At 35.4% G+C, this 13380-nt stretch carries 14 protein-coding genes; 8 read left to right on the top strand and 6 right to left on the bottom strand.

Annotated features, from left to right (window positions below):
- Positions 1 to 63: 63 nt before the first annotated feature.
- From NST77_RS01930 to NST77_RS01960, 7 genes are all read left to right on the top strand, one after another.
- A complete protein-coding gene (locus tag NST77_RS01930; RefSeq protein WP_249879036.1) occupies positions 64 to 816 on the top strand; it encodes a MerR family transcriptional regulator in 753 nt (250 codons plus the stop codon).
- Positions 809 to 1414: a GNAT family N-acetyltransferase gene (locus NST77_RS01935; RefSeq protein ID WP_249879035.1), complete on the top strand. Its 606-nt coding sequence runs from the start codon at positions 809 to 811 to the stop codon at positions 1412 to 1414. Before NST77_RS01930 ends, NST77_RS01935 begins: the two co-directional genes overlap by 8 nt.
- Positions 1350 to 2405, top strand: coding sequence for an alpha/beta hydrolase family protein (locus NST77_RS01940; protein ID WP_249879034.1), 1056 nt, complete (start codon positions 1350 to 1352; stop codon positions 2403 to 2405). The genes NST77_RS01935 and NST77_RS01940 overlap by 65 nt, the downstream gene beginning before the upstream one ends.
- 379 nt (positions 2406 to 2784) lie before the next feature.
- Positions 2785 to 3105, top strand: coding sequence for a MazG nucleotide pyrophosphohydrolase domain-containing protein (locus NST77_RS01945; RefSeq protein WP_095330152.1), 321 nt, complete (start codon positions 2785 to 2787; stop codon positions 3103 to 3105).
- A 246-nt stretch (positions 3106 to 3351) separates the two neighbouring features.
- Positions 3352 to 3498 carry a hypothetical protein gene (locus tag NST77_RS01950; protein ID WP_341122694.1) on the top strand — a complete coding sequence of 49 codons (147 nt, stop codon included), beginning with the start codon at positions 3352 to 3354 and terminating at the stop codon, positions 3496 to 3498.
- Positions 3499 to 3750: 252 nt separating this feature from the next.
- Positions 3751 to 4572, top strand: coding sequence for a MerR family transcriptional regulator (locus NST77_RS01955; protein WP_095330151.1), 822 nt, complete (start codon positions 3751 to 3753; stop codon positions 4570 to 4572).
- A gap of 48 nt (positions 4573 to 4620) precedes the next feature.
- A complete protein-coding gene (locus NST77_RS01960) occupies positions 4621 to 5301 on the top strand; it encodes a DUF554 domain-containing protein (protein WP_095330150.1) in 681 nt (226 codons plus the stop codon).
- Between the two features lie 331 nt (positions 5302 to 5632).
- On the opposite strand, the gene NST77_RS01965 is transcribed toward NST77_RS01960, so the two are convergent.
- The 5 genes from NST77_RS01965 to corA form a co-directional block, all read right to left on the bottom strand.
- A complete protein-coding gene (locus NST77_RS01965; RefSeq protein ID WP_095330149.1) occupies positions 5633 to 6613 on the bottom strand; it encodes an ABC transporter permease in 981 nt (326 codons plus the stop codon).
- Positions 6606 to 7520, bottom strand: coding sequence for an ABC transporter ATP-binding protein (locus NST77_RS01970; RefSeq protein WP_095330148.1), 915 nt, complete (start codon positions 7518 to 7520; stop codon positions 6606 to 6608). The genes NST77_RS01965 and NST77_RS01970 overlap by 8 nt, the downstream gene beginning before the upstream one ends.
- Positions 7513 to 8307: a GDSL-type esterase/lipase family protein gene (locus NST77_RS01975; protein WP_095330147.1), complete on the bottom strand. Its 795-nt coding sequence runs from the start codon at positions 8305 to 8307 to the stop codon at positions 7513 to 7515. Before NST77_RS01975 ends, NST77_RS01970 begins: the two co-directional genes overlap by 8 nt.
- Before the next feature lie 201 nt (positions 8308 to 8508).
- Entirely contained in the window at positions 8509 to 9354 is an 846-nt protein-coding gene (locus tag NST77_RS01980; RefSeq protein WP_371000152.1) for a YitT family protein, read from the bottom strand.
- 175 nt (positions 9355 to 9529) lie between these two features.
- Entirely contained in the window at positions 9530 to 10477 is a 948-nt protein-coding gene (gene corA / locus NST77_RS01985) for a magnesium/cobalt transporter CorA (RefSeq protein ID WP_095330145.1), read from the bottom strand.
- A gap of 219 nt (positions 10478 to 10696) precedes the next feature.
- Between corA and NST77_RS01990 the strand changes: the two genes are divergently transcribed.
- Positions 10697 to 11395: a response regulator transcription factor gene (locus NST77_RS01990; protein WP_047945011.1), complete on the top strand. Its 699-nt coding sequence runs from the start codon at positions 10697 to 10699 to the stop codon at positions 11393 to 11395.
- Between the two features lie 196 nt (positions 11396 to 11591).
- Here NST77_RS01990 and NST77_RS01995 read toward each other — a convergent pair whose 3' ends face one another.
- Positions 11592 to 12968, bottom strand: a complete 1377-nt coding sequence (locus tag NST77_RS01995; protein ID WP_095330144.1) for a hemolysin family protein — start codon at positions 12966 to 12968, stop codon at positions 11592 to 11594.
- Positions 12969 to 13380: the final 412 nt, after the last annotated feature.

The following is a 13380-nucleotide window of genomic DNA, read 5'->3' on the forward strand; positions in this document are numbered from 1 at the left end:
CAATCCATTGACTGTGTGGTAGCCACATAGTTTATGCTATTGATATCAAAGGAGGAGAGTAGGATGCAATATTTAACAAGCGGGGAATTAGCTAAATTACTTAACATAACGAAATATTTGCTTCGGCATTATGAAGAACAACAATTAATACAGCCTGCATTTATTGATGGGAATGGTTATCATATGTATGGCGAATCAGAAGTATATGCTATGTCCCATCTTTTGCTGCTAAGAGAATTAGGTTTTTCTATAAAAGAAATAAAAAGTATTTTGGATAAGGAAATGAATTATGAAGAAGCTTTATCAGATGTGCTGTTAAAAGTAGAAAACGACATTAAGCATCTTAATAGACTAAAAGAAAATGTTCAAACAGTATTAGGGCTTAAGCAAAAAGAGACATATAAGTTAAATATAGAAGATAAAGAAGAACGGTGTTTTACTTTTCTAGATGATAAATTTGTAGATGATTCATACAATATTAAGTTAAAAAAGTTAGCAAACTGGAAAGATGGCTCTATAAAGATTTTGGATGAAATCTCTTATTTAATTCTGGAGGATGGAAGTAAGGTCAAAGTAATGTATGAATCAAGCAAGCTAGAAGGAGATTTTCTCTTCTCAGCAGGAACCTATTATTGTAAGCGGATATGTATAGAAAATGAGCAAGAGTTGCTTCAAGAAATCGAGCATTTTTATGATGAGCTTGCTGGGAGAGATGCCAAATATGAAGATCCATTGTTATTAACCGAAGAAGTTCAGTTATCCGCTTTCTATAAGGAAGCAATGGTATATAGCTTAGAGGTAAGGCGAAATGCATAGTACGATGGTAAATCCAAAGAAAGATATACAGGATATAGCAGTTCTATTAATGGAAGGATTCTCAGGCAAATTTAAAACCTTAAATTTACCAAATAGAGAATATGAGTATTTATTGCACTGTCTCGCAGAACATATTCTAAAAAAACATAGTGAAAACTTGCTGATAATAAAGAATGAAAACATCCAAGGCATCTTATTAATGAAACCGAAAAAATGGTACTTAGGAGAATTTTCGAACCTTTTGTTCAAAGAGCTGAGTTTTAAATCATTTGTCAAAATACTCCTCTTTTTCGGGGCACTCAGTCACGAGAAGAAAGAGAACGAAATTCATATAGACTTTATCACTGTATCTAAAGAATATAGAGGGACGGGAATTGGAACGGAACTTATTGAATTGGTTAAAAACTCAGCGGATCAAAGTCAATTTGTAACATTGTATGTTTCTAAAAATAATAATGCTGCTAGAAAACTTTATGAAAGACTTGGGTTTCGAATAGTGAAAGAAGGAACAAGCATAGCAGGAAGGCACTTACATGGAATTAACCAATGGTATTTTATGGAGTGGAAGGGAATTGATAAAAATGAAAAAGAGATTTAAATTACTTATTGGCATTGCGTTGATTCTGTTGGTGATTATTGGATGTTTCCTTTATGAAAATAGTTACGATATGCTGGAGAAAGAGGTGACGATCAAAACAGAGCAAGGAACGTTAGTTGGCTATCTTGCTCTTCCCAAAACAGAGAACAAGGGAGTAGTTATATTTGTTCATGGAGATGGTGCGCAAAATGCAACTCAAGATGGTGGTTACAAGCCATTAATGGAACGTTTTGCAAAACATGGTTTTGCCTCTATTTCCTGGAATAAACTTGGTGTGGGAGGATCATCTGGAGATTGGTTAAATCAATCGATGGACGATCGAGCGAGAGAAGTAGAAGAAGTAATTGAATGGGCAAAAGGGCAGAAGACTTTTAATGCAGAGAAAATTATTATTTGGGGAGCCAGCCAGGCTGGCTGGGTAATTCCTAAAGTACTGAAGAATCGAGAAGATATTACTGCTTCTATATTAGTAGCTCCGGCAATTAATTGGGATAGACAAGGGCAATATTATACTATGATGAAAATGAAACGCGAGGATAGGACAAATCAGGAAATAAGCAGTGAACTAAATAAAGACATAGAGGAGTCTGAAATGATTAAAACTGGTATCTCTTATGAGGAATATAAGCAAAAAACAGGAGATAGCAGTATGTCCAAAGAAAGATATACGTTTGTACAAAAGAATATTTCGTCAGATGCAACAGAAGATCTTAAAAACATAAACTCCCTGATATTTTTAATATTAGCTGAGAAGGATGAAAATGTAGATTCTGAAGAAACTGAGAAGATTTACAGGGGTTTATTGTCAGAAAAACAATTAAATGTGAAAACAATACCTAAAGTAGGACATTCTATGATAAATCCAGCTTTGGCTAATTCAGAACTTCTGATAAACCTAAGTGCTATTATAGCTCCAAAAGATACATTGATTAGCACAGAGTATCTTGATTACTGTGAAAGTATTGTCCACCGCATTTTAAATTTGAAATAAGCTGCAAATCATTTCAATCCTAAGAAAAGACCACTGCAGTTCAGTTCAGTTCAGTGCTGCGGGGTCTCAGCCTTTCCTCTATTTCCCGTAGGAGTCGAGTGTCTTCCGCTCCATTTCACTAATCTTATAAAATGGTGTGAGAAACAAAAATAGATTTTATTTATCATTTGTCTAATTCAACAAATGATTATTCAGCTTTAAGCATAGCCTTTTTAGTTTTGTCCCAGCCCCATCAGATGCTCCGTTACTCGATCCACAAAATACTGCCAACTTTTTCAAAATATCGCCTGCTAGTGAATTACACCATTAAAGATTATACAGAACTTTCATTTTTTTGTTAAACTTAAAATATTGAATTGGAGGTTAGATGAATATGAGTATGAATGTAACGGAATTTCAGGAATGGGTAAAGGATTATTATAAAAGTAGAGGCTGGTCTGAACTAGATATATTTATTCGAATTGGCTTTCTAGCAGAAGAAACAGGCGAGGTTGCACGGGCTATAAGAGCTCTTGAAATTGGTAGAGACAGGCCAGATGAAGCAAGAGGCTCTTATGAGGAAAATAAACAAGAGTTAACGGAAGAATTAGGCGATGTACTAGGTAATTTAATTGTAATTGCTAACAAGTACAACATTCCACTAGAAGAAGTGTTTCAGTCACATAAAAAGAAACTATCAGATCGTTATTCTAATGTTTAGGAAAATAAGTGTTTTTCCTTTATAAGGAGCATTTCTTAGACTATTTCTCTTTTTAATTGGTATGCTATTAATAGGAGCGGGGGTTTAATCCAAGAAGGATTTAAGCTCTTTTGATTTTCACTTTCTTCAAGTACTTTTATCGTCTGTAGTAAATGTCGAGAACCTTTTTATAGAACAATCGGGGAGTTTATTGAAGAAGGAATTTAAACTGTTGGTATTGAACTTAGAATATAAATATATAATGGCGTGATCCATATGATATTATACGATAAACCAATTAGAGCATATTTACACACCGAATTAAGTGCTATTGAGGAACATGGCGGTGATCTCGTTTATCGGTTGGAAAAGGAATGCTACGATTTATTGACAAAGATAGTCAATGAAAAATGAAGAATAGATACATAGAAGTAACGGGCATTCATTATCTTGCTATGGGGCAGTTAAGCTAAAGATTAAGTTTTAACTTGAATTCGAGAATCAGAAAAGATTGTTAACCATGTTAATTAAGTAAGGGAGATTTGTGTTAAAATAAGTGGAATCAGTCTGGGAAATGAGAGAGAAATCTCATGATTTTTAGTGCTAACAATTATCCGAAAAACAATTCTGAATATTCGGAACTGTAGGGACGGAAAGGAAACAAACATGAAAGACATTTTTACAATTGGGGAAGTATCGCGACTATTTCAGTTAAAAAGCAGTGCACTTCGTTATTATTGCGATATTGGCTTACTAACACCAACTTATGTAGACCCTGTAACTGGATATCGATACTTTTCCACAGCGCATTTTGAACGGCTCAATACAATTAAATATTTACAGACACTTGGACTATCACTGCAAGAAATACAAACCTTTGTCGATAATCGTGATCCGGTTTACTTAGTGAACCAACTACATGCTCAACGTGAAATTACACATCAAAAAATTAAAGAATTACAAGAAATTAAACAAAAAATAGATAATCGAATACAACAAATTGAAGATGCTCTTTCACAGCAGGATATTGGAGTCGTTAAAGAACAGATCTTCCCAATACGAGAAATGGTGGTGTTACGCCAAACTATTCCAAGTGGAGCCGATTTAGAACTCTTCATTCGCAATCTTGAAAATAGCTCTAAATTACAATCGGCCGTTTTTTTAGGGAAAATTGGTATGTCAATTGCGAAGCAAAAAATAGAAAAGGGGCAATTTGATTTTTATGATGCCATCTTTTTATTATTAGAAAATGAGGCTGTAGATGAAGCGGTACAAGAGGAAATTCCGGGAGGTCTATATGTTACATTGCGCTTTCAAGGAACACACGCTGCTGCCAGTACGTATTATGAACAGCTTTTACAGTATATAAAACAAAAACACTATGAAATCATAGGCGACTCTGTTGAAGTGACACATATTGATTATGGTTTATCGAATAATACAAACAAGTTTGTCACCGAAATCCAAATTCCTGTTATAACTTCTTGACCTTCAAGTTACTTGAAGGTTTATGATTATCGCAGAGGAGGTGATAACATGATTGGTACAATTGTGAATACCATCGCCATTATAATTGGTAGTGCAGTAGGTGGCTTTTTAAAAAAGGGAATTAAAGACGAATACCAATCAGCTTTATTTACAGCAATGGGATTTGCAGCTGTCGCACTTGGTATCACCGCTGTTGTACAAAATATGTCAAATAGTGAGTATCCTGTACTATTCATCGTAAGTTTAGCTATCGGAGGATTAGTAGGAACTATTCTCGAAATCGATGCACATTTCCAAAAGCTCGTTAATCGATTTTCGCAATCTGATTTAAGTAAAGGCTTATCAACTGGGATTTTACTTTTTTGTATGGGTACCCTGTCTATTTTAGGTCCTATAGAAAGTGCGTTACACAATAATTATACTTATTTATTTACCAATGCTACCTTAGATTTGGTGACATCGATGGCGTTAGCAGTGACATATGGTTTTGGGATAGCATTTACTGCGGGAGTATTATTTGTTTGGCAAATGTTAATTTACTTATGTGCCCAATACTTAGAATCATTTTTAACGAATGCGTTAATGACGGAAATATCAATTGTTGGAGGAATTTTAATTCTAGGTTCAGGTTTATCGATTTTAGAGATTAAGGAAACTAAATCGTTAAATATGCTGCCAGCGCTGTTTATACCTGTACTTTGGTTTGTTGGATTGGTCTTATTTAAATAAAAGAGGGCTATTAAGTTAACGTGCGCGGCTATGAATCCATACAGGTAGAAAATAACCAAGTTTTTTTAAAACTGAAACTTATATAATTTATTCGGATTACCATAATTTTAAAATGGGTTTATAGTTACTATGAGTTTTATATTAAGCTATTTTTGATTAAACTTTTTAAAATAGCTACTGTAAGGATTAAGGTCTAAGTGTAGAAGATAGTGTGATTTTTTCACATAAACTTAAGTGGCGGTAGTTAAACAAGCCGTTAGCATAAGAATATAAAAAACGGAACTCCTTTAGTTGGCAAGTTCCGTTTTTGTACATATAACAACATTAAATCTTAGTAAACATCCCTTCTCGTAAAGACAAGGAAGGAGATAATAATCCCGGCAAGTCCCCAAATAGATAGTACCATCAGGGAAAACGGCAGGGACATGCCTTCTATTGGCGGTATATTCCCTTGGAGATAATCTGTTAGACGCAAGTTTACCATGAAAAAGTATTTGGCTGATTCCCATGAAGAAGCGATCGAACTAATGATAGTACCAGAAATCAAGAATGCGAGCATAGCGCCCATTCCTGCTGCTGTACTTTTAATAAGGACAGAGAACATAAAGGAGAGCGTCCCTACGACAACAGACACAAACCAGCCGAGTCCAAAAATCATGAGAATGTATTGCCATTGTGGGACTAAATGGACATTGGCAGTATTTAATTCACCAGCCTCCACGGTAAATCCAGTTAGCACTGGTGCAGTCCATCCCGTATATCCAAAGAATAATCCGGAAATAAGATAAGAAAATAGCCCGAACATAAGTAAGATAAAGGAAACTGATAGAATAAGCGTAATATATTTGCTTAAAAGGATTTTCCAACGCCTTACTGGTCTTGTCAGCAACAGCTTAATGGTCCCTAAACTTTTTTCCGAAGAAACCATATCAGCTGAAATAATCATTACCATTAACGGTAGCAGCAGCTGGATGGAATTATCGAGAAACACGCGCAAAAAGGTGGGAGCACCTGGATCTTGCGGGTTGATGTTATGGTCGAGATAATACTGACTTTGGTCGATGCGAACTTTTAACTGGGAGCGGAATTCTTCGGAAATCCCGCTTGAACCGATTCTGTTTTGCATATCGACAATTGATTGCTGCAGGGTGACGCGCCAGTCTGTATCGCCAATTCTTTTTTTGACATTTTCCATTTCACGATGCTGTGCATAGGTAAACATCATGATCATTATTCCGATGATAATCGTCACAACCAATAAGCGTTTACTTTTCACGAGCTTTAGCATTTCATTATAGATGAGTTTATTCACCGACAGAATCACCTCCTGTTAGCTCTAAGAATAGATGCTCAAGCGAAGGGATTTGCCGATTCATTTCTTTTATAGCGACATTGGCTTCCATCAATGAACGACTCCACTTAGAAACTTCTTCTTCTATATAGGGGGTAATCACCATTTCTTCCTGGACTGTGACAGATGGAGCAAGTTTATTCAAGATTTCTATTCCCTTTTCTAACGGGGTAAATCGCCAAATTAATTTTTCCTTTTGCGTCAGTAAAGTATGTACTGATTCAGTATGGATGATTTTACCGTCTAAAATAATGGATACACGATCACATAAGAGCTGAATCTCACTTAATAAATGGCTGGAGACTAATACACTTAGACCTTCTTCTTTTGCCAGAAAACGAATGAACTGCCTCATTTCTCTTATCCCAGAAGGGTCTAATCCATTGGTTGGTTCATCTAGTATCAAAACTTTCGGCCTGCTTAATAATGCCTGTCCAATTCCAAGACGCTGGCGCATTCCTAGGGAATAAGTTTTTACTTTGTCATGAATACGCTCCGTTAATCCTACTAACTCTACAACTTCTGTTATTCGCTTATCATCTGCATTTGTCAGCATTCGTGCGAAGTATTTTAAGTTTTCCCATCCGGTCAAATAAGGATAAAGCTCTGGATTTTCTACAATACAGCCTAAACGCTCCATTGCTTTGGAAAAATCCTTTTTGACATCATAGCCGCAAATGGATATTTGACCAGAGGTAGGTTTGATTAATCCAACAAGCATCCGGATGGTTGTTGTTTTCCCAGCACCATTTGGTCCGAGAAAACCGAATACTTCTCCGCTTTTTAATTCAAAGCTAATGCCTTTAATAATAGCCCGCTTTCCGATTTTTTTCGTTAAATGCGAAACTGATAACGTAATGTCACTCATTGTCATTTACCTCCCAGGAAATAAGGGATGCTACCCGTTCAGCCATAAGCTGATAGCCCTTTTTATTTGGATGGAAATGGTCAGAATATAAATATTGCTGAACATTCTGCTGGAAAATATCATAGGTTGGAACAAAAATAGTTTGCTTATATTTAGCACATATTTCAGCAGTCGCATTATTCCAAGTGCGGACTACTTGGGAAGTTAAAGCACTATTGTCTAAATCATTAAAAGGATTATATAAGCCCATTAAATAGATGGGGGCGTCTTTATTAATGGATCGAATCGATGAAAGTACCGCCTGCAATTGCTCGGAATAAGCTTTCATTAATTTACTTATAGAATCTTCATTGAGTTCAGATAAAGATTCTCCCCCTTGAAAAAGATCGTTCCCGCCAATGGTTATAAAGAGAAGGTCAGCATGAGTTATTTGTCTTTGTACTTCGTCTTCTTTTACTTGTTCGGCCAATTTATCAGTCGTTAATCCTTTGATCCCATAGTTGGTAATGGTGATTTCTTCCTCTGTTTTTTCTTCTAAGGCATCAGAAAGATAACCAACATAACCCTTACCCGTATCATCACCGGTTCCACGGGTAAGGGAATCACCTAGAGCTAAAAGACGTATGCCATCTTTCTCCATTTCTTTTATTTTCTCTTCACTAGCTATTTTAGCGCTGCTTTCAGGCTGATTGTTATAGTCGATTAATACCCAGCCTAAGCCAATTAGCCAGAGTAAACAAACAATGCTTGATCCGATTAAAATCGATAATGTTATGTTTTTCCGCAAATCATAACCTCCTATCAAATGAAATTTTTCACAAAAAAGAAGAGAAATAAACCTAGGAATGGTTTTGATTTTCTATTTTCTATTTTCCTGACTAAGTATGGAGTTATTTGGAAGGTTCCAAAGTTCCCATCGAAGGAAGATTGCGTAGAAAGAGGGTGCCTAAAAAATGCTTAGCTTTTTAGGCAATAACAAAGAGTAATATTAATGAATATCTTTTTTCTTGAACCTGCCTCCGCGAACTTCCGAGATGTTGGCAACGGCAAGAAAGGCAGCAGGGTCCAACTCTTCGATAATTGTTTTAAGTTTTGCTTCTTCGAGACGGTTAATGACACAAAAAATTACTTTTTTCGTGTCACCAGTATAGGCACCTTCGCCCTTTAGATATGTAACGCCACGCCCAAGCCTTGCCAATATCGTTTCTCCGATGATTTCTGAATGATCGCTAATAATCCAGACCGATTTTGATTCATCTAGACCAGCTATAACAATATCAATGACTTTAAAAGCGATAAAATAGGCAATTAATGAATACATGGCCCGATTCCATGAGAAAACAAATCCAGCACTAATAAAGATGAAGACGTTAAAAAACATAATGATTTCGCCAACAGAAAAGGGGCTTTTTTTACTGAAAAGGAGAGCTAATACCTCTGTTCCATCAAGGGAGCCGCCGAAACGGAGGACAATTCCCACACCAATGCCGAGGATAATACCGCCAAATACCGTTGCGAGAAGTAAATCCGATGTAAATACAGGTACATCATGTAATAATATCGTAGTAAGTGAAAGGACTGTGATGCCTAGCATAGTGGAAAGAGTAAAAGTCTTGCCAATTTGCTTGTAGCCGATGTAGAAGAAGGGAATATTGAGTAAAAAGATAAAATAGCCTAATTTCGCGCCAGATAAATGGGAGAGAATGATAGAAATTCCGACAATTCCTCCATCTAATATTTTATTAGGAACAAGAAATTCCTCGATTCCTATTCCCATTAAAATACTGCCGATAATAATGAAAAATATCCTCTTTGCTAAAACTCTTTTCGGCATAATCCTATGCTGTGGTTTTTCTAAGATAGCCTCTGTTTGAAAATGTGATGACTCCATCGTTAATCCCCCCAAATTCTATGTAATAATCCTGTATGGTGAAAATAGTGATAATTCTATTTTATCATAATAGTTTTGAAATATAGCTAATCAATGCTCTGCATTTAATAACATATTTTTATTTAAACCATCCTTTTCTTTTGAACAATATAAACATGCCCACTCCTATGCTCACCATAACAAATAATAGAAGGAAGTAGCCATATTTCCAGTGCAGCTCCGGCATATTTAAAAAATTCATTCCGTATAAGCCTGCTAAGAAACTTAGTGGCATAAAAATAGTTGTAATAACCGTAAGGATTTGCATAATTCGATTGGAATGATGAGAATTATAGGATAGATAACTATCCCTTATGTCTGTTGTTAATTCACGATTGGATTCAATTAGTTCACTGATTTTTAATAAATGGTCATAGATATCAGAATAATATTCTCTTTTCATTAAGAGAGCAGCCAGTTTTTCCGTATTAATCATTTGATGTAATAAATCTTTCATTGGGACGACTGTATGTCGCAAGGAAAGCAGCTGATGCCTAGTAGAAAATAATTCATCCAGCAATGCTTCCATCGTTTTATTAGTAGGATTTTCATCGATTTCTGCGAGAGAATCCTCAATTTGATAGACAATAGGAAAATAATTATCTACGAGGTGATCGAGTAGCTGATAAAGAATCGTGTATTGTGTCCATGCTGCAGTTTCCTCTTTTAGTAACATTTCTTTTACGGCATTGACTTCCACAGAGGCATGATGATGGAAAGTAACGATAAAGTTTTTGCCCAAAAAAATATTAAGCTCGTCCTTCTTCACTGTTTTAGGGTTTAAACAATGAGTGACAAAAAAGGTATAGGTTTCAAAATAATCAATTTTAGGCCTTTGTAAATTATGAAGACAATCTTCAATAGATAAGGGGTGAAAATTAAAAGGATGATGTAATTTTTCAATTTCCTCATCGATTGGCTGATCAAAGTCAACCCAAAACCATTCATAATCACCTGCAACTAGATCTTCAACGGAAAGATCAGTGAGTAGCTGCTTCTTTTTATTTATAGCGAGAGAATGAATCATATCAATAACTCCTTTATAGGTGGTGTTATTAACTAGGATAGTTCATTTTGTTAGTTTACTACAATTAAAAACCTTTTTATGCAGAAATATCGGCTGAATCGTTTGGGGTTGGTCATTTCAAATATTTCTTCCTTTAAGCTAGCAGGAAATGAAACTTGCTCATCACATCTGCTATAATAAGTAGCAAAGAAGGAATGCTAGAAAATAGGAAGTGTTAGGATGAAAATACTTGTAATCGAAGATAATGAGAGTGTTTGCTCCATGCTAGAAATGTTTTTCTTAAAAGAAGGCTATGAAGGAAAATTTATTCACAATGGAAAAGAAGCATTAGACTTTTTCCTAGAAAATCAAGACTGGGATATTATCATTATTGATTGGATGCTGCCAGGAATGGAAGGCGTTACGATTTGCCGTAAGATTAGAGAAGTTAGTTCTGTTCCGATTATTATGCTTACCGCAAAAGACAGCGAATCAGATCAAGTGCTCGGCCTGGAGATGGGAGCAGATGATTATGTAACAAAACCATTTAGTCCGTTGACGTTGATGGCTAGAATTAAAGCGGTAACGAGAAGATATCAAAAAGAAACAATGAACCAGGGTGATGATAAGTTTCTTACAACAGAGCATTTTAAAATAAGTAAGGAAACAAGAGAAGTCATCTACAATAATAAAGTAATGACTAATCTAACACCGAAAGAATTTGATCTACTTTATTATTTAATCAGTAATCCAAAACAAGTTTTCACAAGGGAACAGCTATTAGATCGAGTGTGGGGCTATCAGTTCTATGGGGATGAGAGAACGGTAGATGTCCATATCAAACGGTTAAGAAATAAGATTGGCACAAAGGAACAACCTTTTATCCATACTATTTGGGGTGTAGGTTATAAGTTTGATGAGTCAATGGTGAATGACTAAAGAAGAAAATTTATTTCCACTCTGCTTAAATCTGTTAAGGCTATTTGAATGAACAGCTAGAAGGAGAACATAGCGTTAACGAGAACCTTATGGAAAGCGAAATGTTTTAGGCTGGGGAAGCTTCAAGATTAAAATAAATACAAACCCAAACATCTCTGTACATTGTTTGGGTTTGTTTAAGTTGGTATTAAATGTTTTAGGACACAATCTCAGCCTCAGACGAAGGAGAGGGGATAGATTGTTGCACTGAAATATGCTTTGTTTGCTGTGCCGGGAAATCGGATATTTTTTTTACTTCGACGTATTTGATATGATGGTCCTCCATTTCTAAAATTTTAAAGGCGTAAGATTCGAACATAACCGTATCCCCTTCTGACGCTTCGTAATTAGAAGTGAGAATCCAGCCGCCTAATGTATCGATGACTTCATCGTTTATATCTATTTGCAGTAAAGCATTTACTTCATTTATTAGCACCTTAGCATCCAAGATATAATGATTTTCCTTTATGGTGCGCACAGTAGGGACTTCTTCCTGATCAAATTCATCCCATATATCGCCGACAATTTCCTCAATAATATCTTCCACCGTAACTAATCCAGATGTTCCACCATACTCATCCATTAAGATGGCCATATGAATACGATCTTTTTGCATTTTTAACAATAGATCTTGAATAGGATAGGTTTCAATTACACGGATGACAGGCCTTATATATGGTTTTAATGTTTTAGTCGTTAGATTTCTTGATTTAAGCAATTCTGTCATGATTTCTTTTACATTAATCATGCCGATAATATGATCTTTATCCCCATCTGTGATTGGATATCGAGTAAATTGTTCTTTTTGGATAAGGTTAAGCAACTCCTCTAATGTACTTGATTGTTCAAGAGAAGAAATTTCTGTTCGTGGAACCATAATTTCTTTAGCTATTCGATCATCAAAATCAAAAATATTATTTACATATTTAAACTCCGATTGGTTGATTTCACCGTTTTTATAACTTTCAGAGACAATAATCCGAAGTTCTTCTTCTGTATGCGCTAACTCATGCTCTGAAACAGCCTTTAATCCAAACATTCTTGTAATAATTCTAGAGGAGCCATTCAAGGTCCATATAAAGGGATAAAGCAGTTTATAAAATAGGATTAATGGTTTTGCTACCCATAAAGTAATTTGTTCTGCCTTATGAATCGCGAATGTTTTGGGAGCAAGTTCACCGACTACTACATGTAAAAAAGTAATGAAGGCGAATGCTAAAGAGAAGGATAAGACGGTTATTACTGTAGCAGGAACATGGATAATTTGTAGTAATGGTGCTAAAACGTGCTGGACTGTTTCTTCGCCAATCCAACCAATACCGAGCGCTGTAACAGTTATACCTAATTGGCAGGCAGATAAGTATTCATCGAGATTGCTAGTAACCTTTTTGGCGGAAAGGGCATTTTTACGACCTTCCTCTATAAGCTGATTAATCCTTGAACTACGAACTCTAATAATAGCAAACTCTGATGCTACAAAAAAAGCAGTCAAAGCAATTAAAATGGCTATTATAACCAAGTTAAATATGTCCAAATAAATTTCCTTATCTCGTTTACCGAGTAAGGAGTCACCTCCTGATTATTTCAGATTGAAATGAGTGAAATCTCTATCGAGTACAATCTCGTAATAAAGTTCTTTAATTTCCGCAGATAATCACAATTTTTCCAGATGCGAGAATGCTCAAGTGATTATATTTTATCAAATGATTTAGGTTCATAAAGTAGGTCCGATGCGGAAGCTAGTATAATAATCGTTTGCATGAAAGAATTAATATGAAGTTCTTTATTTAGATAAACAATCCCATTATACCACCTCGCAATTGTTTAATTTTACTAATTATTATACGGTAAGCCAAACTATCAAGTCAAACTTGACAACGATTACTTTTTTAAATTTTCTGTCTATAATATAAATAGATAAGAAAAGCGGAATTTCATGTTAATTG

The sequence above is a fragment of the Niallia sp. FSL W8-0177 genome (assembly GCF_038006285.1).
GTDB lineage: Bacteria > Bacillota > Bacilli > Bacillales > Cytobacillaceae > Niallia > Niallia circulans_A.

Coding starts and splice junctions, on each gene's coding strand:
- corA (WP_095330145.1), bottom strand. CDS start 10,477: ATGATTCATTCTCTCGCTATAAATAAAAAGAAGCAGCTACTCACTGAT.
- NST77_RS01940 (WP_249879034.1), top strand. CDS start 1,350: ATGGAATTAACCAATGGTATTTTATGGAGTGGAAGGGAATTGATAAAA.
- NST77_RS01935 (WP_249879035.1), top strand. CDS start 809: ATGCATAGTACGATGGTAAATCCAAAGAAAGATATACAGGATATAGCA.
- NST77_RS01960 (WP_095330150.1), top strand. CDS start 4,621: ATGATTGGTACAATTGTGAATACCATCGCCATTATAATTGGTAGTGCA.
- NST77_RS01955 (WP_095330151.1), top strand. CDS start 3,751: ATGAAAGACATTTTTACAATTGGGGAAGTATCGCGACTATTTCAGTTA.
- NST77_RS01970 (WP_095330148.1), bottom strand. CDS start 7,520: ATGAGTGACATTACGTTATCAGTTTCGCATTTAACGAAAAAAATCGGA.
- NST77_RS01945 (WP_095330152.1), top strand. CDS start 2,785: ATGAATGTAACGGAATTTCAGGAATGGGTAAAGGATTATTATAAAAGT.
- NST77_RS01990 (WP_047945011.1), top strand. CDS start 10,697: ATGAAAATACTTGTAATCGAAGATAATGAGAGTGTTTGCTCCATGCTA.
- NST77_RS01930 (WP_249879036.1), top strand. CDS start 64: ATGCAATATTTAACAAGCGGGGAATTAGCTAAATTACTTAACATAACG.
- NST77_RS01980 (WP_371000152.1), bottom strand. CDS start 9,354: ATGCCGAAAAGAGTTTTAGCAAAGAGGATATTTTTCATTATTATCGGC.